The sequence below is a fragment of the Pseudomonas quebecensis genome (assembly GCF_026410085.1).
Classification (GTDB): Bacteria; Pseudomonadota; Gammaproteobacteria; order Pseudomonadales; family Pseudomonadaceae; genus Aquipseudomonas; species Aquipseudomonas quebecensis.
This window is the reverse complement of the sequence record NZ_CP112866.1, coordinates 1901271-1926707: the sequence shown is the minus strand read 5'-3', so window position 1 is coordinate 1926707 and position 25437 is coordinate 1901271. Positions and strand designations below refer to the sequence as shown.

General features: G+C 61.2%; 19 protein-coding genes and 1 pseudogene. 13 read left to right on the top strand and 7 right to left on the bottom strand.

Translation table 11 applies throughout. The annotated features are described in order from the left end of the window. Nucleotides 1-315 precede the first annotated feature (315 nt). Nucleotides 316-1545 carry an acyl-CoA dehydrogenase gene (locus tag OSC50_RS09090; RefSeq protein WP_253508309.1) on the bottom strand — a complete coding sequence of 410 codons (1230 nt, stop codon included), beginning with the start codon at nt 1543-1545 and terminating at the stop codon, nt 316-318. Nucleotides 1546-1696: 151 nt separating this feature from the next. Here OSC50_RS09090 and OSC50_RS09085 point away from each other — a divergent pair, with 151 nt between their 5' ends. The 3 genes from OSC50_RS09085 (at nt 1697) to OSC50_RS09075 (ending at nt 4076) form a co-directional block, all read left to right on the top strand. After that, the gene (locus OSC50_RS09085; RefSeq protein WP_181080952.1) at nt 1697-2632 is read left to right on the top strand and encodes a LysR family transcriptional regulator; all 936 of its coding nucleotides are present in this window, start codon (nt 1697-1699) and stop codon (nt 2630-2632) included. Between the two features lie 135 nt (nt 2633-2767). Beyond that, a complete protein-coding gene (locus OSC50_RS09080) occupies nt 2768-3160 on the top strand; it encodes a MerR family transcriptional regulator (protein WP_034098804.1) in 393 nt (130 codons plus the stop codon). 16 nt (nt 3161-3176) lie between these two features. Further along, on the top strand, nt 3177-4076 hold the full coding sequence (locus OSC50_RS09075) for a hydroxymethylglutaryl-CoA lyase (RefSeq protein ID WP_266247686.1): 900 nt from the start codon (nt 3177-3179) through the stop codon (nt 4074-4076). A gap of 549 nt (nt 4077-4625) precedes the next feature. Here the strand turns inward: OSC50_RS09075 and OSC50_RS26050 are convergent. Next, nucleotides 4626-5852, bottom strand: a complete 1227-nt coding sequence (locus OSC50_RS26050; protein ID WP_350355784.1) for an NEL-type E3 ubiquitin ligase domain-containing protein — start codon at nt 5850-5852, stop codon at nt 4626-4628. Nucleotides 5853-8630: 2778 nt separating this feature from the next. Beyond that, nucleotides 8631-9725: pseudogene (locus OSC50_RS09065) on the bottom strand (dermonecrotic toxin domain-containing protein); the annotation flags it as partial. A gap of 365 nt (nt 9726-10090) precedes the next feature. Between OSC50_RS09065 and OSC50_RS09060 the strand changes: the two are divergent. After that, nucleotides 10091-11146: a 2OG-Fe(II) oxygenase family protein gene (locus OSC50_RS09060; protein ID WP_266247681.1), complete on the top strand. Its 1056-nt coding sequence runs from the start codon at nt 10091-10093 to the stop codon at nt 11144-11146. Between the two features lie 21 nt (nt 11147-11167). Here the strand turns inward: OSC50_RS09060 and OSC50_RS09055 are convergent, their stop codons facing one another. Next, the gene (locus OSC50_RS09055) at nt 11168-12799 is read right to left on the bottom strand and encodes an AMP-binding protein (protein ID WP_266247679.1); all 1632 of its coding nucleotides are present in this window, start codon (nt 12797-12799) and stop codon (nt 11168-11170) included. Nucleotides 12800-12949: 150 nt separating this feature from the next. On the opposite strand from OSC50_RS09055, the gene OSC50_RS09050 reads away from it, so the two are divergent. Genes OSC50_RS09050 through OSC50_RS09035 form a run of 4 tightly spaced genes read left to right on the top strand, consistent with a single transcriptional unit; the run spans nt 12950 to nt 18475 of the window. Beyond that, nucleotides 12950-14113, top strand: a complete 1164-nt coding sequence (locus tag OSC50_RS09050) for an isovaleryl-CoA dehydrogenase (protein WP_181080957.1) — start codon at nt 12950-12952, stop codon at nt 14111-14113. An 11-nt stretch (nt 14114-14124) separates the two neighbouring features. Further along, on the top strand, nt 14125-15732 hold the full coding sequence (locus OSC50_RS09045; RefSeq protein ID WP_266247678.1) for a carboxyl transferase domain-containing protein: 1608 nt from the start codon (nt 14125-14127) through the stop codon (nt 15730-15732). 14 nt (nt 15733-15746) lie between these two features. After that, entirely contained in the window at nt 15747-16553 is an 807-nt protein-coding gene (locus tag OSC50_RS09040) for a gamma-carboxygeranoyl-CoA hydratase (RefSeq protein ID WP_253508321.1), read from the top strand. Beyond that, nucleotides 16550-18475 carry an acetyl/propionyl/methylcrotonyl-CoA carboxylase subunit alpha gene (locus OSC50_RS09035; RefSeq protein WP_266247676.1) on the top strand — a complete coding sequence of 642 codons (1926 nt, stop codon included), beginning with the start codon at nt 16550-16552 and terminating at the stop codon, nt 18473-18475. The genes OSC50_RS09040 and OSC50_RS09035 overlap by 4 nt, the downstream gene beginning before the upstream one ends. On the opposite strand, the gene OSC50_RS09030 is transcribed toward OSC50_RS09035, so the two are convergent. Further along, nucleotides 18472-19104: a LexA family protein gene (locus tag OSC50_RS09030; RefSeq protein WP_181080961.1), complete on the bottom strand. Its 633-nt coding sequence runs from the start codon at nt 19102-19104 to the stop codon at nt 18472-18474. The two genes, OSC50_RS09035 and OSC50_RS09030, sit on opposite strands and share 4 nt — an antisense overlap. 131 nt (nt 19105-19235) lie before the next feature. Between OSC50_RS09030 and OSC50_RS09025 the strand changes: the two genes are divergently transcribed. Next, nucleotides 19236-19586 carry a DUF6124 family protein gene (locus tag OSC50_RS09025; protein ID WP_181080962.1) on the top strand — a complete coding sequence of 117 codons (351 nt, stop codon included), beginning with the start codon at nt 19236-19238 and terminating at the stop codon, nt 19584-19586. A gap of 461 nt (nt 19587-20047) precedes the next feature. Continuing rightward, entirely contained in the window at nt 20048-21199 is a 1152-nt protein-coding gene (locus OSC50_RS09020; RefSeq protein WP_181080963.1) for a M14 family metallopeptidase, read from the top strand. Between the two features lie 17 nt (nt 21200-21216). On the opposite strand, the gene OSC50_RS09015 is transcribed toward OSC50_RS09020, so the two are convergent. Together OSC50_RS09015 and OSC50_RS09010 are read right to left on the bottom strand one after the other, a co-directional pair. Then, nucleotides 21217-21756 (bottom strand): cytochrome b, encoded by a 540-nt coding sequence (locus OSC50_RS09015; RefSeq protein ID WP_253508325.1) that lies wholly within the window; start codon nt 21754-21756, stop codon nt 21217-21219. Further along, on the bottom strand, nt 21753-22835 hold the full coding sequence (locus tag OSC50_RS09010) for a catalase family peroxidase (RefSeq protein WP_266247672.1): 1083 nt from the start codon (nt 22833-22835) through the stop codon (nt 21753-21755). The genes OSC50_RS09015 and OSC50_RS09010 overlap by 4 nt, the downstream gene beginning before the upstream one ends. Nucleotides 22836-22990: 155 nt before the next feature. On the opposite strand from OSC50_RS09010, the gene OSC50_RS09005 reads away from it, so the two are divergent. The 3 genes from OSC50_RS09005 (at nt 22991) to zapE (ending at nt 25436) form a co-directional block, all read left to right on the top strand. Then, nucleotides 22991-23497 (top strand): RNA polymerase sigma factor, encoded by a 507-nt coding sequence (locus tag OSC50_RS09005; protein WP_266247670.1) that lies wholly within the window; start codon nt 22991-22993, stop codon nt 23495-23497. Continuing rightward, on the top strand, nt 23494-24231 hold the full coding sequence (locus OSC50_RS09000) for an anti-sigma factor family protein (RefSeq protein ID WP_266247667.1): 738 nt from the start codon (nt 23494-23496) through the stop codon (nt 24229-24231). Before OSC50_RS09005 ends, OSC50_RS09000 begins: the two co-directional genes overlap by 4 nt. Nucleotides 24232-24341: 110 nt before the next feature. Further along, on the top strand, nt 24342-25436 hold the full coding sequence (gene zapE, locus OSC50_RS08995) for a cell division protein ZapE (RefSeq protein ID WP_266247665.1): 1095 nt from the start codon (nt 24342-24344) through the stop codon (nt 25434-25436). The last annotated feature ends 1 nt before the right edge of the window (nt 25437 follow it).

Here is a 25437-nt window from a genome sequence, read left to right as displayed (position 1 = left end):
TGTTGTGTAGTTGGCAATGGCCTCATCGGGGGCAAGCCCCCTCCCACACTGACTGGAGGAATCCGATCAACTGTGGAAGGGGGCTTGCCCCCGATGCAGGCGCCGCAGGCTTACTGCCCGCCGCGCATCAACTTCAAAGATCGTTCCCACGCTCCCGCGTGGGCATGCAGCCCGTGACGCTCCGCGTCGCCTGTGCGCAGCCGCCTAGACTTGCGGCGGCTGGCGGGACGCAGAGCGTCCCAGGAGGCATTTCCACGCAGAGCGTGGGAACGATCATTGTGGAAGGGGCTTGCCCCCGATGCAGGCGCCACAGGCTTACTGCCCGCCGCGCATCAGCTCTTTAGGCACATACTTACCGATCTCGAACTTGCCGATCGCCGCGCGGTGCACTTCGTCCGGGCCGTCGGCCAGGCGCAGGGTACGTTGCATGGCGTACATGTAGGCCAGCGGGAAGTCGTTGGACACCCCGGCGCCGCCGTGAATCTGGATCGCACGGTCGATCACCTTCAGGGCCACGTTCGGCGCCACTACTTTGATCTGGGCGATTTCGCTTTTCGCCACTTTGTTACCCACGGTGTCCATCATGTAAGCCGCCTTCAGGGTCAGCAGGCGCGCCATGTCGATTTCCATGCGTGAGTCGGCGATTTTGTCGATATTGCCGCCAAGGCGTGCCAAAGGCTTGCCGAACGCAGTACGGCTGACCGAGCGCTTGCACATCAGTTCCAGCGCGCGCTCGGCCATGCCGATCGAGCGCATGCAGTGGTGGATACGGCCAGGGCCGAGCCGACCCTGGGCAATCTCGAAGCCACGCCCTTCACCCAACAACACGTTTTCATAAGGTACGCGCACGTTGTCGAACAGCACTTCGGCATGGCCGTGGGGCGCATCGTCGTAACCGAACACCGGCAGCGGGCGGAGGATTTTCACCCCTGGGGTGTCCACCGGCACCAGGATCATCGAGTGCTGCTGGTGACGCGGTGCATCCGGGTTGCTCAGGCCCATAAAGATCAGGATCTTACAGCGTGGATCGCAGGCGCCGGAGGTCCACCATTTCTTGCCGTTGATCACCCACTCGTCGCCCTGGCGTTCGGCGCGGGCGGCCATGTTAGTGGCGTCCGAGGAAGCCACGTCCGGTTCGGTCATGGCGAACGCCGAGCGGATCTCGCCGCGCAGCAGTGGTTCGAGCCAGCGCTGTTTCTGTTCGGCATTGGCGTAGCGCACCAGCACTTCCATATTGCCGGTATCCGGCGCCGAGCAGTTGAACGGCTCCGGCCCCAGCAGCGAACGGCCCATGATTTCCGCCAGGGGCGCATATTCGAGGTTGGTCAGGCCAGCGCCCAGTTCGGACTCGGGCAAGAACAAATTCCACAGGCCCTCGGCTTTAGCCTTGGCTTTGAGTTCTTCCATGATCGCGGTGGGCTGCCAGCGGTCGCCTTCGCTGACCTGGCGTTCAAACACCGGCTCGGCCGGGTAAACGTAAGCGTCCATGAACGCAGTGACGCGTTCACGCAGTTCCTGAACCTTGGGCGAATAGGCGAAATCCATGAGCAGCTCCCTTCTTTGAGAGGTTGTTTAGGTCATGCAATCGATGCTAGAACAGCGTTGATAATTTACCTAGCCTATTCTCGGCGTGTATTAACATTCATCACCGATATATGATCGGCGTATGAACACCTAACAATAAGAGCGCAACGAAATGAATCTGAGCAAGGTCGACCTCAACCTCTTCATCGTCTTTGACGCGATCTACACCGAAGCCAACCTGACCCGCGCCGGGCAGATTGTCGGCATCACCCAACCGGCGGTGTCCAACGCTCTGGCCCGCCTGCGCGAGACCTTCAACGACCCGCTGTTCGTGCGCACCGCCCAAGGCATGGTGCCCACGCCGATGGCGCAGAACATCATCGGCCCGGTGCGCAATGCGCTGTCGCTGCTGCGGGTGTCGGTGCAGGAAAGCCGCATCTTCAACCCGCAACAGGCGGCCAAAACCTATCGCATCAGCATGACCGACCTCACCGAAGCGGTAATCCTGCCGCCGCTGTTCCAGCGCCTGCGCCGTCTGGCGCCCACGGTGGTGATCGAGAGTTTCCTGTCCAAGCGCCGCGAAACCACCAAGGAACTGGCCGCCGGGCGCCTGGACTTTGCCGTGGACGCACCGCTCAACACCGACCCGCAGGTGCGTCACGTCAAACTGATGGAAGACCGCTACGTGTGCGCCATGCGCAAGGGCCATCCAATGGCGGGCAAGGAAAAACTGACCCTGGACGACTACTTGTCACTGACCCATATCCACATCTCCAGCCGCCGCAACGGCCTGGGCCATGTCGACCTGGCGCTGGGCAAGATGGGCATCCAACGCAAGATCGCCCTGCGCTCCCAGCATTACTTGATGGCCTCGCAAGTGCTGCAGCAGACCGACATGGTGATGACCGTGCCCGAACGCTTCGCCCGACGCCATGAACTGCACTGGTTCAACTTGCCGGTCAACGATGTGCCGCCAGTGGAAACCCATTTGTACTGGCACGAAAGCACCGACCAGGACCCGGCCAACCGCTGGATGCGCGAGCAAATGATTGAGCTGTGCCAGCAGGTCACGGCCCACGAAAAGAAACTCGACAAACAACAAGCTTGAGCGCCCCTCCCGTGCAATGGACTACCAAGGAGCCCTTTGTGGGAGGGGGCTTGCCCCCGATGGTCCGCGCAGCGGACCTTGACGTTCACGTCAACCTGCCTTTAGCTTAGCGCCAGGACTTTCTTGAGCGCCGCCATGAGCACCACCTACAGCATTTCCGACCTCGCCCGCGAGCTCGACATCACCACCCGCGCCATCCGCTTCTATGAAGAACAGGGCCTGCTCGCCCCGGAGCGGCGTGGCCAGGAACGCATCTACAGCGCACGGGACAAAGTCAGCCTCAAGCTGATCCTGCGCGGCAAGCGCATCGGCTTTTCCCTGGCCGAGTGCCGCGAGTTGATCGAACTCTACGATCCGAGCAGCGGTAACCACATCCAACTCAACAGCATGCTGGCCAAGATCGCCGAGCGCCGTGAGCAGTTGGAACAGCAGTTACTGGATATCGAACAGATGAAGCTGGAACTGGACACCGCCGAAGAGCGCTGCACCCAGGCCCTGGCTCAAACCATGCGCCAGGCCGGCGATTAATCAAAAGGTAACCGCCATGACCCTCCCCTCCCACGTTCGCCTGGTTGAAGTCGGCCCGCGCGACGGTTTGCAGAACGAAGCACAGCCCATTAGCGTCGCGGACAAAGTCCAATTGGTGGACGCTCTCAGCGCCGCCGGTTTGAGTTATATCGAAGTCGGCAGTTTTGTCTCGCCCAAGTGGGTGCCGCAAATGGCCGGTTCGGCCGAGGTGTTCGCGCAGATCCAGCGCAAACCCGGCGTTACCTACGGCGCCCTGGCGCCGAACCTGCGCGGCTTCGAGGATGCGCTGGCTGCCGGGGTCAAGGAGGTGGCGGTGTTCGCAGCTGCGTCCGAGGCGTTTTCCCAGCGCAATATCAACTGCTCCATCAGCGAAAGCCTGGAACGATTCGCGCCGATCATGGCCGCGGCCCAGCAACATGGGGTCAGCGTGCGCGGTTACGTGTCCTGTGTATTGGGTTGCCCGTACGAAGGCGAGATCGCCGCCGAACAAGTAGCGACCGTGGCGCGGGAGTTGTATGCCATGGGCTGTTATGAAGTATCCCTGGGCGACACCATCGGCACCGGCACGGCGGGTGCGACGCGTCGACTGTTTGAAGTGGTCGGTGCGCAGGTGCCGAGGGACAAGCTGGCCGGGCATTTCCACGACACCTATGGCCAGGCCATCGCCAATGTGTACGCCGCCCTGCTGGAGGGCATCCAGGTGTTCGACAGCTCTATCGCCGGCCTGGGCGGTTGCCCGTACGCCAAGGGCGCCAGCGGTAACGTCGCCACCGAAGACGTGCTGTACCTGCTCAATGGCCTGGGCATCCACACGGGTATAGACCTGGACGCGTTGATCAACGCGGGCCGGCAAATCAGCCAGGTGCTCGGCCGCCCCACCGGCTCGCGTGTGGCCAAGGCACGTAACGCGATGTGAGTAGCACGCCTGTGACAATGTGTTACCCAAGCCCTACACATCGAGTAACACGGGAACATATTTTGTCGTATTTGCCCCCAGCCATTTCCTACATAAAAATCAAATCCTTGATTTTAAAGGTATTTTAAAAGTTGGCACGGCTTCTGCTATCTCTATGGCATAACAAGAATAAAAAGCGCCAAACCTAATAAAAATAAGACGAAACGACTCTGACATAACAAAAACAACACGGCAGAGACGCAGCTAACAGATTTTTTTGGAGAAGATGTGCTTTGCAGGGTACGGCGTGCCGAAACCCGCAACCGGACGGAGAAAAATAAAACTACCTTCAGGTAGCTGCCCACTGGTTGGATCGTTTACGAAGAAGCAGATCAGCGTTCAAAAAAATACGTTTGCTCTTGACCCCGGATGGGGGTCGCCCAAAACAGCGGTAAAGGGTAACGGTTGCCAAAAACAATAACAGACCGCCCCTCAATAATAAGAAAAGAGCACGCAACGATACGTTAAAGGGGACCTTCGGGTCCCCTTTGTGTTTTTGCGGTTGATGTTTCAGAGCTGGGTGCCGTGTTTCGCCGCGTGATTATTGAGTATTTTGCGCGTTAATAACGTTAGCCCCAGTTGTTCCTGTTGGCTTCGTAAGACGCCGAGCGCATCCATCTGCTTTTTATAAAAGCCACTGCGCATCGAGCCATCCACCAGCACCTCATCGCGGCTCACGCCCAGTACGCTGACCACCCTCTCGACCGCTTGATCCTCTGGAACACCCCCTTCCGACAATCCCCACAACTCCAACAAAGCACTGCTCTTTTCATCTATAGGCTTGATCTCGGGGGCTATCAGTGCTTCAAACTCAGCGCGGTAGTGCGTACGCAGGTACCTGTCCCAGAATGGTTGGTCAACCAAAAATGTTTCGTAATCACTGCTGACGGCTTCTGCTTTGAGTACGTCATCGAAGGCGGCGTTAATGGCCGCCGGGGTCACATTCGCCGTCCGAGCGAACAGCATCTCCCGCGACTTGACCGGTAGCTCTAGCTTGTCGGCCAACCCGATTCGATACGCCAGAATCACTTCACTCTGTTCTGTAAACGCAGCGCCTCTGGCCATCACATCCCGTTGTGCAATCTCATCGACCAACTTCAATCGAAACAGCTGTTTCGATACGTTCAGCAGTTGATCCTCGAGATACGGCCCATCTGCCAGTTCCGTAGCATTCAACACAAACAGCTCACGCTCCAGGTTCATGAACTCAAGCGTACTGCCATCACCACAGGTGGCCCTGTCATCGGCAATCTCGAACAACTTATTACGGATATTCTCGCTGTCGCTGACGGCCTTGAGCATCGCCCAGACACGCTCTCTCAATTGCGCTCGGGTGGTCGGGTTGCGGTATTCGGCCGATCGCGTGGTATCCGCCACCACGGTCAGCAATGCGCTCGACTCCGGTTCGGCCGTGAGCGAGTCCCAGAGGGTTTCACCGCGTGATCGCTCGGTTTGCTCCAACCCTTGCAACCATAAGTCTCGCCCTTCGCCAGCCGTCACATGTTCCCAGTTTGGCTGAACCACAAGGGCTTGGGGAGCGAGCCTTTGGAGTGTCTCTGCCGATAACGGATTTTCATGCAGATTGATCCGTTCAAGATGCTGGTACGCATACTCGGGCAATGTGCCGATCCGGTTCCCATGCAGATCGATCCTGGCCAGCTGCGTGAGCTGTTCCGCGCCGGCGGGGAAAGTTGTTGTTTCTGTCCCGCCCAGGTAAAGCTGATTGAGATTTCGCATTCCGCTCAGATTGGCGGTCCATCCCAAGCGGCGGTTGCCGGACAGCTTGAGGATTTTCAAACTGTGCATCCGCTCCAGACGTGCGTTCGCCTGGCCATTCAGCCGAATATCATTTGCACTCAAGTCCAGCTTGGTCAGCCCAATGCCGTCATTGGCAAATTCCGGCAATCGGGTCAGAGCGTTCCCATTGAGTTTCAACCAGCGCAATCCGCCAAAAGGCCTCAAGAACCCCATTGAATCGTCGGTCAAGCCCATACGGCTCAAACGCAGACTGCCCACGTGATCCATATTGGCGGTGATCATTGGAAGTTGCCCGATGGGCTCGTCAGCCAAATCAAGGCTGTAGCCAATGGGTGTTCCATCCGCGGCATAGGCCTGGGCTGAGGTCCGCCGCCAGGCGGCTTTGATCGAATGGGCAACCCTGCGTCTGGCCTGGCTAAAGCCTGAACCCGGCTCAGTACTCCATTCGGTCAGCCCCGTTTCAAGCTGATCGAATTCACGCCCAAGTGCGGTCAATCTTTGCAGGACGTCAGCATCGCTGCTCTGCTCAAGGCCTAAAAAAGCTTCCACCTCTCCAAGTGCTTTGGAGGGATAGACTTTCGCTGCGGCAAGCCTGCACGCGAAGGGACGTTGGGCAGTTCCCGCAACGGGGCTCAATGGATAACCGAAACGCCCATCGGCAAGGCGCATGGGTGATTTGTAGCCGGGTTTGATCGGCTGCACACCCAACGCGCGCCGGGCCGCTGTTTGGTTCAATGGCTGACGTACAAGCTCGGCTTTGAGATCTTCAGTGCCTACCTTGAGCGTCTCCCAGTCCGTGAATCGCTCCCCGGCAGCGATCCAGAGCGCGCTGTAGAAAGCACCTGGGTCTGCCCGTGAGTACAGGGTTTTACCCGACGCATCGAAGACACTCCACTGCTTCATGTCCGTGCTCACCAGTTGAACGTGTTGGGGGGCTTCTGCGCTGCCTACGCGGTCGAGCAAGGGTCCCGTCGGGCTGTCGGCGCGCAGCTCGATGCTGACGCCTTGCAGTTTGCCGGGGATGGCTGCCAGCGTGTGCAACGCCAGCTGCGCACTGTCCATCGTCAGTTGAGTGTCAAAGTGAATAGCGGCGTTGGCCCGCAGGACGCGCACGCGTGGCAGATAAGCGCGGGCCTCTTGCGCCAGGCGCAATGGCAGGCGGGAATGTCGTGCGATTTGTTCCAGCTCACCAGCGTTAGCGTGGGCCAGGAGTTCTTCGATGACCAGTTTGGGCAAGCCGGGAAAGGTACGCTGGACCAACTGCACATTGCTGTCATCGGACCGGTTTGTAGAGGCGATGTCGCGCTCAATGATTTCACTGCGGTGTTCAGTTGCCAATCGCAGCAGACGCCGCTGGTAATTCGCGGCCCTCTGGGCCTCAGACGGCACTTCGAGCGCCCGCCTCTGGAGCGAGCGTTGCAAGTGTTCCGGCAATTCGACCTCGGTCCTGCCAATCAGAAGATCAAGCGTGACGGTGTCGCGTGGAATACCCTCGTCCAGCAATTGACGCGCTTCGGCCAGATCCATGTTTGCCAGCAGCGTCGGCAATATCCGCCCGGCTCGAACGTCCGCTTCGTCCAGTCGAATCAAAGGCTTTTGCGCGTCTGTATCAGCCGATCGCCATACGACGTTGTCCGCCCCATCCACGACTGCGACCGCCTTGCTACTGGGCCACACGCCCTCGCGCATGATCAAATCCAGCTGCTGATAGCCGTCTATGCGCGTCAGTGCGTCAGGCTCCGTACTGCGCAGATGATCGAGCAATACCTGGTGCCTGGCATTGGCCTCGAAGTGTCTCAAGCCCTCCCTGAACAGCGGCGCGGGTAATTGCTGATCGATATAGAGGCTACGCAGCGCTTGATCCGTGACCCCGCTCATGACCCTCAGATGCTCCAAGTCGGTATCGCTCAGGGCATCGACACTGTGCCCGATACGGCGTAACAACGTTTTGCGATCCCAGGTAAGGGGCTGTTCGAACTCATGTACCCAGGCGCCGCCACCGTTATGCCGAATGCGCGGTGAATAGCGCGAAACGTTGTCTGGATGGATAAGCCGTGCATCGCTATCGGGATCGGCGATTTTGTAATGCCCGCCGTCCACGGGCAGATAGCTTTCGCCTTCATGAGCGTACAACCCCCTGGCATCGGGCTTGAGCTCGGCAGGCAGGGTGATCGAGTGCTTGAAAGAGCCCAGCCCGGAATCGAGCAGACGAACCTTGGCGCCCGCCAATTCGACGCGCACCAGGCGTTTGACGAACGCCGACTCCTTCGCGACCAGAAGGGCCTTGGGGATCGCCAGCCCCGCCACACCCAGCAAGACGGTGGAGAAATGCCCCCAGGCTTCTTGTACGTGCCCGTCGGACCACGCCTCGATGCCTTCGAACAGTTCATAGGACAGTTGCAAGGCGCCCACCACCAGCATGACTTCGCCAAGAACCGGCACCACCATCCCGGCCAGGTTCAGAATGTCCAGCAGCCTGTTCCCCCATAATGAGAGCCTGGCGCTGTAGACACGGTTGTCCAGGTCTTGAGTCGAAACAGCGGCGACGCTGCAGTTGGCCATGATCACGCGGATCTTCTGTAACGCGCTGTCCATCCAGACATCCCTGAATGACGGACCGTAACCGTAGTCGGCAGGACTCTGAATTCTGCTCTTGGCAGCAGGGTCGAAATCCTGGGAATGGGTGAACACGCCCGTAGGATCAAGCAATGTCTTGAGCTGGGTAAAAAACTCATCGTGCGCGGAAAGTGGCACGAACTGGCTGAAGAACGCCCGGTATTCGGCGCTGCACAACCGTGTGGTCAGGTCATCGGCAAACCAGTCGAGGCTGGGGTACGCCTTCAGTACGGAGTGCGGATCACCCGGGATGTAGACCAAGCATCGGCGAGGCAGAATCGACGCATTCCTTAAATGGGCGGCCACCGCTACGGGCCCGATGACCAGGATATTTTCCAGTATGCAGTCGCATAACGAAAACCTGGAAAACCGGATATTCTCGCCGTCCAGCTGCCGGCCGCTCTGGTTGATCAGGATGTCCTTTATCAAGGCATGTCCATCAGGCTGGATGTCCTGTTTCATCAACGCGATCTACGCGGCCAGCTCCAATTGGTTGCGATGCGCGGTGATCATCGCGCTGTAAAGCTTGCCGGAGGCTGCACCGGGGATTGTCGAGGTGATCTGGGCATTGAGCGTGGCACGGACATGCTCGTAGTACTGCGCGCCCAGGTCCAGTTTCCTGCACAAGCGGGCAAACTCATGGGCCTTGATTCCCACAGGCAGGGACTTAACGTCGCCGGGATTGGGCAATGCCTGCGATGAACGCCGATGAAAGTTGTAGTGAGTAATCAGGTGACAGTCCCGGCAGACGGGAACCTTGGTTTCATCGTCGCTGAAGTTGCTCAACGCCGCTTCCAGCAGGCTCACCCCTTGATAAAAGTAGAACTGCGACGCCAGTGTCGACTCGGCGCTGCGGGAAACCTCGCCGGGCAGGCGCTCACATTCCTTTTGTTCCATCTTGCGTGCATAAAAAACCCGCCTGACATCCAATCGAAGGCCGAAGGTCTTTTCGATCGCCTCGACCAGCAAGGGTTGCGCAAAGTCAGCGGCACTGTTCAACCCGATCAGCAGTTGATCCAACTGATTCAACGAGCGCCGGCTACGGCTGTGAATCGCCTTGAGCGCCTCCCTGGCTTGATCCGGCGCGCGTTTGAACCAACCCGGAATATTCAACGGCTGGAGAGCCAGTTGTGTTTTGTGGTCCGCCAGCGACTCGGTGTACCAGTCAGGCGTGTTGTCTCTGACGGTATGAAGGTGAACCTCTTGTTCGTTCTGGCCTGAAGCGGTAGCTGTCACGTGGGTAGCCCTGGTTAGCGAAATAGGTTCGCTACCCTAGGCCGCGGCCTGGATACACAGGCGGCACGCGAATATCACCCTGGGTATGGCGCAATGTGTCAGCCGCGACCCAGCGCCTCCAGGGTCATCTCACCGATGCCCTGCGTCTCCTGCTTGCACACCTTTCCACTCGTCCGATTGCGGCAAATGGGCGGGTTTTCGTCTCTTTTCACCGCTCGGAACCCTGTTGTATAACCTTCTCTTCCCTATCGGGAAACGACGTACATGATTCAACCCGTCCTGCGGGCTGAAAGGTTCCGTTGAGAGCAGTTCTGCCGTCCAGCGTCTGAATGCACGTCCTTTTAATGGAGTAAAAGGAGCTGCCGATGACTACGCTACACACGTTCCACCTGCCTGAATCCATCAGCGCTACCCCTGAGGACATCGCCCTGGGCAAGGCAATGATCGAGGTCTGGCGTCGTGACGGTATTTTCCAAGTGGCCGCCACCCCCGCACAAAATCGCGCCATGCTGCAGGCCATGACGGCCAGCCAGGGTTTTTTCAGACTGCAGCCCAGGAACAAGGCCCGTCGAATCAGCGACCTGACGTACAGCGGCTACATCGCGTCCGGCGAAGAGGTCACGGCGGGCCAGGCGGATTACTCGGAAATATTCACCGTCTGCAAGGATCTGCCCTTGGACGACGTCCGGGTGAAGAACGGCTGGCCTTGCCATGGGCCCGTGCCCTGGCCGAACAAAAACTACCGCCTGCGCATGCACACCTTTATGGATGCGCTGGGTGACATTGGCGAGCGGTTGCTGACACTGGTCGCCCTGGGCCTGGAGCTTGAAGATCGCCATACGTTCACTGACCTGACCCGCGATGGCTGGCATCACCTGCGCGTGCTGCGTTTCCCTGCGGGCTCGTCTTCGACTGCCCGAGGTATCGGCGCGCATACCGACTATGGGTTGCTGGTGATTGCCGCGCAGGATGACGTGGGCGGGCTTTATATCCGCCCGCCGGTCGCCGGGGAAAAACGCAACAGGAACTGGCTGGAAAAAGAAAGCTCGGCAGGCAGGTTCGAAGACCAAGACCCTTGGACGTTTGTCCAGCCCATGCCCAGGGTCTTCACGGTGTTTCCAGGCGATCTCCTGCAGTTCATGACCGACGGCTATCTGTTGTCGACCCCACACAAGGTCAAGCTCAACACCCGCGAACGCTTCGCCCTGGCGTATTTCCATGAACCCAACTTCGAAGCGATCGCCCGGCCGGTGCGGGGCCAGACGCGGGGGTCATTCATTCACTACGGCGAACACTTCACTCGGATGTTCATGCGCTGCTACCCGGAACGGATCACCACCCGGCGCATCCTCAGGGAGAACCGGCTCGCTCACCTTGATCTGATGAAGCGCCACGCCGGCTCGGCCCCTGTCACGACGTGATCGGGGGCGAGCCGACGCACCTCAGGACTGGCGCAGCTCGTCGATGCTGATCTCGCGCATGCGAAACTTCTGGATCTTGCCGGTGACCGTCATCGGAAACTCATCGACAAACTTGAAATGCCGGGGTGTTTTGAAGTGCGCGATGCGGCCTTTGCACCAGGCTTGCAACGTCAGCGCGTCGGCCACATGGCCTGGGTGAAGCTTGACCCAGGCAACAATTTCTTCACCGTAATGCGCATCGGGAATGCCGACTACCTGCACGTCGGCCACCGCCGGGTGGGTGAAGAAAAACTCCTCCAGCTCGCGCGGGTACACGTTCTCGCCACCGCGAATGATCATGTCCTTGTTGCGCCCGGCGATGCACACGTAGCCCTGCTCGTCCATGGTCGCCAGGTCGCCGGTGTGCATCCAGCCGGCCTCGTCGATGGCCTCGCGGGTGCCTTCGGGGTTGTTCCAGTAGCCGAGCATCACGCTGTAGCCGCGGGTACACAGTTCGCCGATTTCACCGCGCGCCACGGTGTTGCCGTCGGCGTCGACGATCTTGTTTTCCAGTTGCGGCTGGGTGCGGCCGACGGTGGTAACACGGCGCTCAAGGTCGTCATTCGGCCCGGTCTGCAAAGACACCGGGCTGGTTTCGGTCATGCCGTAAGCGATCTGCACTTCGCCCATGTGCAATTCGGCGATAACCCGGCGCATCACCTCGATGGGGCACGTGGCCCCGGCCATGATGCCGGTGCGCAGGCTGGACAGCTCGAACTCGCCTCGCCGTGGGTGATCGAGCATCGCAATAAACATGGTGGGCACGCCGTACAGGCCGGTGGCGCGTTCTTCGGCGACGGCGGTGAGGGTCAGCAGGGGGTCGAAAGCGTCGTTCGGGTAAATCATGGCCGTGCCATGGGTGATACAGCCTAGGTTGCCCATCACCATGCCGAAACAATGATAAAGCGGCACCGGGATCACCAGCCGATCCCGGGCGGTCAGGCCGAGGCTTTCACCGACCATATAGCCGTTGTTGAGAATGTTGTGATGACTGAGAGTGGCGCCTTTGGGAAAACCGGTCGTGCCGGAGGTGTACTGGATATTGACGGCTTGATCGAAATGCAGGGTGGCCTGGCGCTGGTGCAGATGTTCGGGCGGCACGCCTGTGCCGAGGTCGGCCAGTGTCGACCAGGGCGTAAAGCCTGCCGGCGGGTTGGGGTCGAGGCTGATGATGCCGCGCAGGTCGGGCTTCAATTCCTGGAGCATCGCGTGATAATCGGAACCCTTGAATGCACCGGCGCACACCAGCCATTGGCAACCGGACTGCTTGAGTACGTAGTCCAACTCACTGCTGCGGTATGCCGGGTTGATATTGACCAGGATCACCCCGAGCTTGGCGCTGGCGATCTGGCTGATCAGCCATTCGGCGCAGTTCGGCGCCCAGATGCCCAGGCGGTCGCCGGTCTGCAGGCCAAGGGCGAGGAAAGCCCGCGCATGCAGGTCCACGGTGTCGGCCAGTTGTCGCCAGGTATAACGCCGCAACTGATGGCGCACCACCAGCGCTTCACCATCAGGGTAGCGCGCTACTGTCTGATCGAAGGCCTGGCCGATGGTCATGGCCAGTAAGGTCTTGTCCTGGGAGCCACGGCTGTAGCTCTGAAGTGGTTGATCCATAACGACCCCTGTTATCTTTTTTGTAGGTTGACGTAAACGTAAACTACGATTGACAGCGCCGTAACGCAAGCTTACGTTAACGTAAAGGTGAGCGCCCTCCTCCTGGCGCCCGACCCACAACAACAACGCTCACATTTAAGGTGCCTGTCCATGAGTTACCCGTCCCTGAACTTCGCCCTCGGCGAAACCATTGACATGCTGCGCGACCAGGTGCAGTCCTTCGTGGCCAAGGAGATCGCACCCCGCGCAGCGCAAATCGACAGCGACAACCTGTTCCCCGCCGACCTGTGGCGCAAATTCGGAGACATGGGCCTGCTGGGCATCACCGTGCCGGAAGAGTACGGCGGCGCCGGCCTGGGTTACCTGGCGCATGTGGTGGCCATGGAAGAAATCAGCCGTGGCTCGGCGTCGGTGGCGTTGTCCTACGGCGCCCACTCCAATCTCTGCGTGAACCAGATCAACCGCAACGGCAACCATGAGCAGAAGCTCAAATACCTGCCGCGGTTGATCAGCGGCGAACACGTCGGCGCCCTGGCCATGAGCGAGCCGAACGCCGGCTCCGACGTGGTCTCGATGAAGCTGCGCGCCGACAGACGCGGCGACCATTACGTGCTCAACGGCAGCAAGACCTGGATCACCAACGGCCCCGACGCCAGCACCTACGTGATCTACGCCAAGACCGACCTGGAAAAAGGCCCTCACGGCATCACCGCGTTCATTGTCGAGCGCGATTGGAAGGGTTTCAGCCGCAGTAACAAGTTCGACAAATTGGGCATGCGCGGCTCCAACACCTGCGAGCTGTTTTTCGATGACGTCGAAGTGCCCGAAGACAACATCCTCGGCGTGCTCAACGGCGGCGTGAAAGTGCTGATGAGCGGCCTGGACTATGAACGCGTGGTGCTTTCCGGCGGCCCCACCGGGATCATGCAGGCGTGCATGGACCTGATCGTGCCGTACATCCACGACCGCAAGCAGTTCGGCCAGAGCATCGGCGAATTCCAGCTGATCCAGGGCAAGGTCGCCGACATGTACACCCAGCTCAACGCCAGCCGCGCCTACCTGTATGCCGTGGCCCAGGCCTGCGAACGCGGCGAGACCACGCGCAAGGACGCCGCCGGGGTGATTCTCTACAGCGCCGAACGCGCCACGCAAATGGCCCTGGACGCGATCCAGATTCTCGGCGGCAACGGCTACATCAACGAATTCCCCGCCGGTCGCCTGTTGCGCGACGCCAAGCTGTACGAAATCGGCGCCGGCACCAGTGAGATCCGGCGGATGCTGATCGGTCGCGAACTGTTCAACGAAACTCGCTGAGGGCACGCGCCATGGCCACCTTGCACACCCAGCTCAACCCGCGCTCGGCGGAGTTCGCCAGCAACAGCGCGGCGATGCGCCAACAGGTCGACGCCCTGCATTCCCTGCTTGCTCAGGTCCAGCAAGGCGGCGGCGCCAAGGCTCAGGAGCGGCATACCTCACGGGGCAAACTGTTACCGCGTGAACGCATCAATCGCCTGCTCGACCCCGGCTCGCCGTTTCTTGAACTCAGCCAACTCGCCGCCTATCAGGTTTACGGCGAAGACGTGCCCGCCGCCGGGGTGATCGCCGGAATCGGGCGCGTGGAAGGCGTGGAGTGCATGATCGTGGCCAACGACGCCACGGTCAAAGGCGGCTCCTACTACCCGCTGACCGTGAAAAAACACCTGCGCGCCCAGACCATCGCCGAGCAGAATCGCCTGCCGTGCATCTACCTGGTGGACTCCGGCGGCGCCAACCTGCCGCGTCAGGACGAGGTATTTCCCGACCGCGAGCACTTTGGGCGGATCTTTTTCAACCAGGCCAATATGAGCGCCCAAGGCATCCCGCAAATCGCCGTGGTAATGGGCTCATGCACCGCCGGTGGCGCCTATGTACCGGCCATGGCCGACGAAGCCATCATGGTGCGCCAACAGGCCACGATCTTTCTGGCCGGCCCGCCGTTGGTAAAGGCCGCCACCGGGGAAGTGGTCAGTGCCGAAGACCTCGGCGGCGCTGATGTGCACTGCAGGATCTCCGGCGTGGCCGACCACTATGCCGACAGCGATGAACACGCCCTGGCCTTGGCGCGACGCAGCGTGGTCAACCTGAATTGGCGCAAACAGGGCCAGTTGCTGCAACGCACACCGGTGGCGCCGTTGTACAGCGCCGAGGAGCTATACGGCGTGATTCCGGCCGACGCCAAGCAGCCGTTCGATGTGCGTGAAGTGATTGCGCGCCTGGTCGACGGCTCGGTGTTCGATGAGTTCAAGGCGCTGTTCGGCACCACGCTGGTGTGCGGTTTCGCCCACCTGCACGGCTACCCGATTGCGATCCTGGCCAACAACGGCATTCTGTTTGCCGAAGCCGCGCAAAAAGGCGCGCACTTTATCGAACTGGCTTGTCAGCGTGGGATTCCGCTGCTGTTTCTGCAGAACATCACCGGTTTTATGGTCGGCCAGAAATATGAGGCCGGCGGCATTGCCAAGCACGGCGCCAAACTGGTTACGGCAGTGGCGTGCGCCAAGGTGCCGAAATTCACCGTGATCATCGGCGGCAGCTTTGGCGCCGGTAACTACGGGATGTGCGGCCGCGCCTATGACCCGCGCTTTTTGTGGATGTGGCCGAATGCACGCATCGGCGTGATGGGCGCCGAACAGGCAGCCGGGGTGCTGGTGCAGGTCAAGCGCGAGCAGGCCGAACGCGCGGGCGCCGGGTTCAGCGCCGAGGAAGAAGCGGCGATCAAGCAGCCGATCCTCGACCAGTACGAAACCCAGGGGCACCCCTACTATTCCAGCGCACGCCTGTGGGATGACGGCGTCATCGACCCGTTGCAGACCCGCGACGTACTGGCCCTGGCCCTGTCCGCGGCCCTGAACGCCCCCATCGAGCCGAGCCGCTTCGGCGTGTTCCGCATGTAAATGGAGCTGCACCCATGAGCGATTTCAATACCCTCGAACTGATCACCGACCGCCGTGGCTTTGCCACGCTGTGGCTCAGTCGTGAAGCCAAGAACAACGCATTTAACGCCGAGATGATCCGCGAATTGATCATCGCCCTCGACCAGGTGCAGGGCGACGCCTCCCTGCGATTTCTGCTGCTGCGCGGGCGCGGCAAGCACTTCAGCGCCGGGGCCGACCTGGCCTGGATGCAGCAATCGGCCGAGCTGGATTACCACACCAATCTCGACGACGCCCGCGAACTGGCGGAACTGATGTACAACTTGGCCAAGCTGAAAATCCCCACCCTGGCGGTGGTGCAAGGTGCAGCCTACGGCGGCGCCCTGGGCCTGATCAGTTGTTGCGACATGGCTATCGGCGCCGACGATGCGCAGTTCTGCCTGTCGGAAGTGCGCATCGGCCTGGCGCCGGCGGTGATCAGCCCCTTCGTGGTGCAGGCCATCGGCGAACGCGCGGCGCGGCGCTATGCCTTGACCGCCGAGCGCTTTGGCGGCCAGCGCGCGCGTGAAATCGGCCTGCTGGCGGAAAGTTACCCGGCGGACGAGCTGGACATTCACGTCGAACATTGGATAGCCAATCTGCTGCACAACAGCCCGGCCGCGATGCGCGCCAGCAAGGACCTGTTGCGCGAAGTCGGCAATGGCGCCCTCACCCCGGCGTTGCGCCGCTACTGCGAAAACGCCATCGCCCGCATCCGCGTCAGCGCCGAGGGGCAGGAAGGCTTGCGCGCCTTTCTGCAGAAGCGTCCACCGAGCTGGCAGGCGCAGGAGCCGCGTTCATGAGCACATTGACCCGCGTATTGGTCGCCAACCGCGGTGAGATCTCCTGTCGCGTGATGCGCACCGCCAAGGCCATGGGCCTGACCACCGTGGCGGTGCACAGCGCCATCGACCGTGACGCGCGACACTGCCGCGAAGCGGATATGTGCGTCGACCTGGGCGGCAGCAAGGCCAGCGAAAGCTACCTGCAGATCGACAAACTGATCGCCGCCGCCCACGCCAGCGGCGCCCAAGCCATTCATCCGGGCTATGGATTTCTCTCGGAAAATGCCGGTTTCGCCCGTGCCATCGAAGCCGCCGGGTTGATCTTTCTCGGCCCGCCCGCCTCGGCCATCGACGCCATGGGGAGCAAATCGGCGGCCAAGCAATTGATGGAAACCGCTGGCGTGCCCTTGGTGCCGGGCTACCACGGCGAGGCCCAGGACCTGGAGACCTTCCGCGACGCCTGCGCCCGCATCGGTTACCCGGTGCTGCTCAAGGCCACGGCCGGCGGCGGCGGTAAGGGCATGAAGGTGGTCGAGGATGTCAGCCAGTTGGCCGACGCCCTGGCTTCCGCCCAGCGCGAGGCGTTGTCGTCATTTGGCAACGGGCAGATGCTGGTGGAGAAATACCTGCTCAAGCCCCGCCATGTGGAAATCCAGGTTTTCGCCGACCAGCATGGGCACTGCCTGTATCTGAATGAACGCGATTGCTCGATCCAGCGCCGCCATCAGAAAGTCGTGGAAGAAGCCCCGGCCCCTGGTTTGAGTGCTGAACAACGCCGCGCGATGGGTGAGGCCGCCGTGCGGGCGGCCCAGGCAATCGGCTATGTCGGCGCCGGCACCGTGGAGTTCCTGCTTGACGCGCGCGGTGAGTTCTTCTTTATGGAGATGAATACGCGGCTGCAGGTGGAACACCCGGTCACCGAGGCGATCACCGGCCTGGACCTGGTGGCATGGCAGATGCGTGTGGCGCAGGGTCAAGCGTTGCCGATTACCCAGGCGCAGGTGCCCTTGATCGGCCATGCCATTGAAGTGCGCCTGTATGCCGAGGACCCGGCCAATGATTTTATGCCCGCCACCGGCCACCTGACGCTTTATCGCGAATCCGCCCCCGGCCCTGGGCGCCGCGTGGACAGCGGCGTGGCCCAGGGTGACAGCGTCTCGCCATTCTACGACCCGATGCTGGGCAAGCTGATCGCCTGGGGCGAAGACCGTGAGCAGGCGCGGCTGCGGTTGCTGAGCATGCTCGACGAATTCGCCGTGGGCGGGCTGAAGACCAACCTGGGTTTCCTGCGGCGCATTATCGCGCATCCGGCGTTCGCCGCCGCGGAACTCGATACCGGGTTTATCCCGCGCTATCAGGAACAACTGCTGCCGCAGGCCGGTGCGTTGAGTGACGCGTTCTGGCAGGTCGCGGGTGAAGCATTCATGCAGAGCCTGCCCGCCGGCAACGGTCCGTGGGCGGACATCCGTGGCTTTAGAGCGGGATTGCCCGCCGAGGTGTCACTGCACTTGAGCTGCAACGGGCAGGATCGACTGGTGACCCTGGCGCCGGACCCCGCGCAACTGCACGGTGAGCAGTTGATCATCGACCGCGACGGCGTGCGTTGCAGCCAATTGGCGGTGCGCCACGCAGACGTGGTGTTTGTACGCTGGGACGGCGAAATGCATGGGGTCAGCCTGTTCGATCCGATTGCCGCCGTGGGGGCCAACCAATCGCATCAGGGTGGCCTCGTCGCGCCCATGAACGGCAGCATTGTGCGGGTGCTGGTGGACGTCGGCCAGACGGTCGAGGCCGGCACTCTGATGGTGGTGCTTGAAGCAATGAAGATGGAACACAGCATTCGTGCGCCCCAGGCCGGGGTAGTCAAGGCGCTCTTCTGCCAGGAAGGCGAAATGGTTGCCGAAGGATGCGTGCTGGTGGACCTCGAACCGGCCGGCTAGAACCTTGCCATGGCCAGCACCACGACGCCGAGGATACGCCACCCCTCGGTGAACAGTTGTTTCGGATAGGTGGGGTTGAGCGGTACCAGGTAAAGCTGACCGCTCTCCTCCAGCAATTGGCGGAAAGTGGCGTGGGGGCTATCGGGCCATTGTGCGACCACCAATTTGCCGGGTTGGGCGCTGATGGCCGGGTCCACCAGGATCATCATCCCTGCGCCAATGCTCAGGCCGCTGGGTGCGGTCATCGCGTCGCCCATGACCGGTAACCAGAAAGCGTCGCCCCTGGCGTGGTAGTCAGCGGCTTCATAGCGCGCACCGCCGTAGGCCGGGCGTTCCTCGCGAACTTCACACAGGCTGTTCCAGTCGTTGACCGGGTAGCGGTAATACGCGGGCCGGGGCGTCGGCGAGGCGGTTTCGGCCTGCCGTTCGCGCACCTCCTGCACCACTTCCAGATCACCCAGGCCCAACGCCTCGAGCACCCGGTTCATATCCGCCAGGCTCGGCACGCGACGCTTGTTGAGCCAATGGCCGACACCGCCCTGGGACATGCCCAGGCGCTCAGCCAATTCACCCTGGGTGACCTTGCGGTCTTTCATGTTGGCTTTGACCAACCCGATCCATTTATCCATGGGCCAGACAATACGGCAGGACGTTTTCATGGCAATAAACAGTTTGTAGTAATCCATAAAACGACATAAATACGATACGTACTATTATCAGGCAGACGGTTTTCGACACCCCACCCAGAGTACTGCCCCTCATGACGACAAGCCCTTACCTGCTGCCTGAAACTCCCGAAAACGTTGATCTGCACGACCTGTGCAACAGCGGTGCCGCCCAGCGCGCGTTGGATTTTTACTTGAAAGAAGACATGTCCGCGCCCGTCGCGAACGAGGCCTTGTTCGCTATCAAGCCCGGTATCAGCCAGGAGGAAGCCCTGGTCCATGCGTCGGACCTGCTGCGCAGCGCAGCGGCCACCGCCTATGAGTCCGCCAGCAGCCATCAAGGCAACCATCGCGACCTGGCGTTTTCAGTGGTGTATTTAATCGATATGGCGAAGGCGATGGTGGAGCGGTCGATGCAGGCGCGGGAAGCACAGGCGGAGATCTGAAGGCGCCACGCCAGCATATTTCTATCGCGCAGATAAAAACATTTGACTTGCAAATGATAATGATTATTATTGGGCCTAGCTGATCGCGAGATCAGTCGATAGACCAAGAGACCTTAGGTCGGACTCTTGGACTATCTCCTCATCAGGCTAATCACGGTTTTTGACCCGGCTCTTTGGCCGGGTCTTTTTTTTGCCAGTGTTACTGGCATGGCTTCAGGCTAATGAAGACTGTGTGTTGCGTAATGGCACGCATGGTAGCAAAAGACTATCGCTGAAAGAAAGCCGCTCGCAGGCCGAGCACTCGATCTTTGGGAAATAGCGCTTGAGAATCAATCTCATAGACTCTAAGCTGCCGCAGCGTCATGGATGACGCCCCCGCCCCGCAACAATTTTGCAGCCTGGCTTTGCCGGACTCCTGTGTAATATAGCCGCCACAACAATCATACTCAGGCAATCAGACTATGACCGTGGCCTTGACCTCCATCAAGATCAGTACCGACTTCGACAGCGGCAATATCCAGGTGCTGGATGCCAGCGACGCCTACCAGTTGCTCCTGGCCATCAAGCCCGATACCCGCAGCCAGCATTTCCAGTGGTTCCACTTCAAGGCCGAAGGCATGCACGTGGGCCATACCCACACCTATCGCCTGAGCAACGCGGGGCGCTCGTCCTACCCCCATGCGTGGAGCGGTTACCAAGCCGTCGCGTCCTATGACCACGTCAACTGGTTTCGCGTACCGACACGCTTTGACGGGGAAATCCTGCACATCAGCCTGGAAACTCGCGAAAAACACGCCTGGTTCGCCTACTTTGAACCCTACTCACGCGAGCGCCACGCCTGGCTGATCGAGCACGCGCTGGAACACCCCCACACGCAGTTGCTGGCGACCGGCAAAAGTGCCGAGGGCCGTGATATTCAATTGCTGCGCCGCGGCAAGGGTGGCTCAGGTCGGCGCAACGTATGGATCATTGCTCAGCAGCATCCTGGCGAACACATGGCCGAGTGGTTCATGGAAGGCGTCATCGAACGCCTGCAGCAGGATGGCGATGCCGAAATGAAAAAGCTGCTGGCCGTGGCCGATCTTTACCTGGTGCCCAACATGAACCCGGATGGTGCCTTCCATGGTCACCTGCGCACCAACGCCCTGGGCCAGGACCTCAACCGCGCGTGGCAGAGCGCCAGCCAGGAGACCAGCCCGGAAGTGCTGTTCGTGCAACAGCAAATGGCGAAATATGGCGTAGACCTGTTCCTGGATATTCACGGTGATGAAGAAATCCCCTACGTGTTCGCCGCCGCCTGCGAAGGCAACCCCGGCTATACGGCGCGCCTTGAAGCGCTGGAAAAGCACTTTCGCACCCACCTGAGCGGGTTGACCCGTGACTTCCAGACGACCCACGGCTACACCCGCGACCTGCCGGGCGAGGCCAACATGACATTGGCCTGCAACGCGGTCGGCCAGCAATACGATTGCCTGTCGCTGACCCTGGAAATGCCATTCAAGGACAACGACGACGCGCCCAACCCGCATACCGGTTGGTCCGGCAAACGCTCGATGCAACTGGGCAAGGATGTGTTGAGCAGCATCGCCGATATCGTCGGCCTATTGCGCTGACGCGGCGAACCCCGGCTTCAGTGCCTGGTGCCGGTCATGCTTTGCAGCACGCCGTCCCGGCGAATCAGCCCGTGAAACAACGCCGCGGCCAGGTGCACCAACACCGTCAGGAACAGCAGGTATGCCAGGTAGCCATGGGCCTTGCGCAGTATGGCGAACAACGGCGCATCCGCCCCCACCAGCGCCGGCAACCGCACCGAACTGCTGAGCATCACCGGGTCGCCCGCCGCCGAAATCATCGCCCAGCCCAGCAGCGGCAGCACCAGCATCAAGCCATACAACATCAGGTGCGACGCCTTCGCCGCCAGCACTTGCCACAACGGTAAATCGCTGGGCAACGGCGGCTGTTGCGTAGAAAAGCGCACCACCAGCCTGACGACAACGAGTGCCAGGATCGCGATGCCCAGCGGTTTGTGCAGGTCGATCAACCAGGCATGCCGCTGCGACACCGAGGCCGCCAGGCCTGCGCCGATAAACAGCATGGCGATAACCAACAACGCCATCAGCCAATGCAGCAGACGGGCCAGGGGAGCGAAGAACTGGGGAGAGGCGTTCATGGTTTCGACTCCTGTGGAGCACTGTGCAAGGGGCTGACCTCGCCGGCGCGGCGCAGGTACGAACTGGCGTATGCGGCCGAACGGGCGGCCAGCAGAGGATCATGGGAGGCGTCGATGCCGCTGGGCAGGATCAGCGGATCGAAGTTGATGTCCCGGCAATCACCGTCGGCTTGCGGTTGGCTGCTGTCCAGCACCAGGGCACCGGCGTTCAGCACCTTATGGTCGCCGGTCCAGGGTTTGCTCGCATCGTCCAGTGGGTCGCCAGGATTGGCCAGGGTCATGTTCAACTGCCAGCGCAACGGTCCGGCGGCCAGACGCTGTACCAGGTCCTTCTCGAGAAAGTCCGCGCCGTCGGCTGGCGCAGCGCCCGTCGCATCCTGGCTCTGAGGCACCACCGTCCAGCGTACGGCGTGGCGCTCGCCATCGGCGCTCACCAGGTAAAAAGCGTTGATGCCGTTGTAGGTCTCAGTCGCGTAGCTGGCCGACGGTTTGGCGGTCTTGACCCACGCCAGGAACGGCGCGGCCTCCGGATGGGCGGCGAAGAACGCGGGCATGCTCGCCGGGTTCGGCTTACCGGTGGCCGGATCCGGGGCGCCAGCCTTGAGCAATTGGTAAAACGCCTCGGGGGTGCCCACCGGGAACACCGGCATGCTGTTCATGCCGGTACGCCATTGCTGGCCGTTGGCCTGGCTGAACTGCACGGCAAAGCTGCGGATCGGTACGCTGCTGTCCGGGGCGTAGGGGTTACCGCTGGGCAAGGCGAAGCGGCCGACCACCGGGGTTTTCGCCTCGTTGAACACTTGTGCACGGGAGTAGGCACGAGCCTCGGGGCTGCTCTCGAAGTACCCGGCTACGCACACGCCCTTGGCGTGGTTGCGTCGAAAGCCTGGGTGCACGCCGTTATTGGTTTCCAGGGCATTGACCAGGGTTTTAGGCCGCAGTCGCTGTGGGTCCAGGCTGCCGTTGACGTAGGCAAACGCCGCGGCCACACCGGCAACCACAATGCCGATTGCAGTCAGGCGGGCCAACAGGCTCGCAGTGCTCAAGGCAGGACGGGGGGGTGGTGAGTGATCTACCATGACACAACTCCAAGACAATAAACCAGAAGGTCGGAGCATTGAGACGAACGCTGCGGTGGTCTATTCCCGGGCCCCGAGTTTATTTTTCACCGCCGGGAATAATCTCCGATCCCCGACGTCTCTCATGTCCCAGCGTAGTGGCCAGACAGATTCCCATGCACGAACTCGACGAACCGTTACGTGAACTCCTTCCCCGGCTACGGCGCTTCGCCGTCTCCCTCACGCGTAATACCAGCAGCGCAGACGACCTGGTCCAGGCTACGCTGGAGCGTGCGATCACCCGCTGGGCCCACAAGCGCCCGGAAGGCGACCTGCGCGCGTGGCTGTTCTCGATCCTCTATCGCCAGTTCCTGGACGCCCACCGCCGTACTCGACGCTATGCGCGCATGCTCGACTTCATCACCGGGCGCGATGACGTGCAGCCTTCGGTCGAACGCACCGTGATCGCTCAGTCGACCCTGCAAGCCTTCGATCAATTGAATACCGAGCAACGCGCGCTGCTGCTGTGGGTGTCCGTCGAAGGCTTGAGCTACAAAGAAGTCGCCGAGATTCTCGACGTGCCCCTCGGCACCGTGATGTCGCGGTTGTCACGGGCGCGCCAGGCCCTGCGTCAACTCAGTGATGGCGAAATTGCCAGCCCTTCCCTGCGGATACTCAAATGATCAGCCTGCCCCCCAACGAACACGACCTGCATGCCTATATCGATCATCAGCTCTCGCACAGTGACCGGCAGGTCCTGGAGACGTGGCTGGCGGCGCACCCGGAGGTGGCGGCCCAAGTGCAGGCCTGGCAACAGGACGCGCACACATTGCGTGCGGCCCTGGGCGGTGCGCTGCAACAGCCGGCCAACCCGCAGTTGGACCCGGCGCTGATCCGCCAGCGCATCAAGCGTCAGTCACGCCGCCACCTGGCTACGGCGGCGCTGTTGTTGATAGCGGTCAGCCTCGGCGGCCTGGGCGGCTGGCATGCCCGCGAGGCCACGCAACCGCCCCTGCAACCCATGGCCGATGCCATGCAAGCGTTTCGCCTGTTCGCTCAGGACGGCATCCTGCCCGCCGACTACAGCGCTCAGGACAGCGGCACCATGCAAGCCTGGCTCGACCGCTACTTCCACCAGGCCCATCGCCTGCCGGACTTGAGCCAGTCAGGTTTCCAGCCGGTCAGCGGGCGCCTGCTCACCACCGACCAAGGCGCTGCCGCCATGGTGCTGTACCAGGACGCGCAAGGCAGGCGCATCAGTTTCTACATCCGCCCGCCGGGGCCGGGCAATGGCTTCCTGCCCCGGGGCAGCCGCACCGCCGATGGCCTGCAGGCGCAATACTGGTCCGGGGGCGGCTATAACTACGCGGTGGTCAGCCCGGCGGATCACCCGGTGGCGCCGCTGCAGACCTTCTAGCCGCACGCGCGCCATGCGTTTTCGAGATGGCCGATTCGCGCCTTCGCTATTGGTCAAAGTGGCGCGCGCGTCCTAAAGTAAGCGACCTTCGCCCCACAGAGTGACCCGTATTGGCCGTGCCGACTTTGATCCGTCGCCTGCTTGGTAAACATCGCTCGCCACGCAACGACGCTTGCATCGCGCAATTCTTTGCGCAAAAAGCCCAGCAACAGGGCTACACCCTCAGCGCCGGGCAAACCCGCGCGATTGCCGCCATGGCCCGCGAAACCGCACACCTGCTCGCCGGCCACGCCACTCGCAGCCTGTACCTGCACGGGCCGGTGGGGCGCGGTAAAAGCTGGCTGCTGGACGGCTTTTTCCAGGCCTTGCCGTTGGCTGAAAAGCAGCGAGTGCATTTCCACGATTTTTTTGCACGCCTGCACCAGGGCATGTTCCAGCACCGCGAACAGCACGATGCGCTGGGCGCGACGCTGGATAATCTGTTGGCAGACTGCCGGGTGTTGTGCTTCGACGAGTTTCACGTCCACGACATCGGCGACGCCATGCTGATCAGCCGGTTGTTCAAGGCCCTGTTCCAGCGCGGCATGCTGGTGCTGGTTACCTCCAACTACCCACCCGAAGGATTATTGCCCAATCCGCTGTACCACCAGCGCTTCAAGCCGGTGATCGACCTGATCGCCGCGCGCATGGACGTGCTCGAGGTCAGCTCGCCCCAGGACTTTCGCAGCCTGCCCCAGGCCCACGCCACACAACGCTTTACTGCCGGCCGCTACGTGTGGCCAGGCACGGCGGCGCAACGTGCCGCCCTCGACCTGCCGGTGACCCAAGGCCCGGCGCAGCACCTGCAGGTGGGTAACCGGCAACTGCTGTGTCGCCACCACCAGGCGCGCACAATTGCCTTCACCTTCGCCGATCTCTGCGAGGAACTGACGGCGGTGATGGACTACCTCTTGCTGTGCGAAGCTTTCGATCACTGGATCATCGACGGACTGCCCCGCCTGGCGCAGTGCCCGATTGCCGTGCAGCAGCGTTTTATCAACCTGGTGGACGTGCTCTACGACCGCGACAAGCACCTGATCCTGATCGGCAACGAGCCGTTGGCCGACTGCCTCGCAGGCCAGGCTATCGATCTGGCGCGCACCGCCAGCCGCCTGAGTCAATTGCAACAGACCGACCCGCAACCCCTGCCCGACCCGGTATCATGAG

Coding starts and splice junctions, on each gene's coding strand:
- OSC50_RS09090 (WP_253508309.1), bottom strand. CDS start 1,545: ATGGATTTCGCCTATTCGCCCAAGGTTCAGGAACTGCGTGAACGCGTC.
- OSC50_RS09085 (WP_181080952.1), top strand. CDS start 1,697: ATGAATCTGAGCAAGGTCGACCTCAACCTCTTCATCGTCTTTGACGCG.
- OSC50_RS09080 (WP_034098804.1), top strand. CDS start 2,768: ATGAGCACCACCTACAGCATTTCCGACCTCGCCCGCGAGCTCGACATC.
- OSC50_RS09075 (WP_266247686.1), top strand. CDS start 3,177: ATGACCCTCCCCTCCCACGTTCGCCTGGTTGAAGTCGGCCCGCGCGAC.
- OSC50_RS26050 (WP_350355784.1), bottom strand. CDS start 5,852: ATGCGAAATCTCAATCAGCTTTACCTGGGCGGGACAGAAACAACAACT.
- OSC50_RS09060 (WP_266247681.1), top strand. CDS start 10,091: ATGACTACGCTACACACGTTCCACCTGCCTGAATCCATCAGCGCTACC.
- OSC50_RS09055 (WP_266247679.1), bottom strand. CDS start 12,799: ATGGATCAACCACTTCAGAGCTACAGCCGTGGCTCCCAGGACAAGACC.
- OSC50_RS09050 (WP_181080957.1), top strand. CDS start 12,950: ATGAGTTACCCGTCCCTGAACTTCGCCCTCGGCGAAACCATTGACATG.
- OSC50_RS09045 (WP_266247678.1), top strand. CDS start 14,125: ATGGCCACCTTGCACACCCAGCTCAACCCGCGCTCGGCGGAGTTCGCC.
- OSC50_RS09040 (WP_253508321.1), top strand. CDS start 15,747: ATGAGCGATTTCAATACCCTCGAACTGATCACCGACCGCCGTGGCTTT.
- OSC50_RS09035 (WP_266247676.1), top strand. CDS start 16,550: ATGAGCACATTGACCCGCGTATTGGTCGCCAACCGCGGTGAGATCTCC.
- OSC50_RS09030 (WP_181080961.1), bottom strand. CDS start 19,104: ATGGATAAATGGATCGGGTTGGTCAAAGCCAACATGAAAGACCGCAAG.
- OSC50_RS09025 (WP_181080962.1), top strand. CDS start 19,236: ATGACGACAAGCCCTTACCTGCTGCCTGAAACTCCCGAAAACGTTGAT.
- OSC50_RS09020 (WP_181080963.1), top strand. CDS start 20,048: ATGACCGTGGCCTTGACCTCCATCAAGATCAGTACCGACTTCGACAGC.
- OSC50_RS09015 (WP_253508325.1), bottom strand. CDS start 21,756: ATGAACGCCTCTCCCCAGTTCTTCGCTCCCCTGGCCCGTCTGCTGCAT.
- OSC50_RS09010 (WP_266247672.1), bottom strand. CDS start 22,835: ATGGTAGATCACTCACCACCCCCCCGTCCTGCCTTGAGCACTGCGAGC.
- OSC50_RS09005 (WP_266247670.1), top strand. CDS start 22,991: ATGCACGAACTCGACGAACCGTTACGTGAACTCCTTCCCCGGCTACGG.
- OSC50_RS09000 (WP_266247667.1), top strand. CDS start 23,494: ATGATCAGCCTGCCCCCCAACGAACACGACCTGCATGCCTATATCGAT.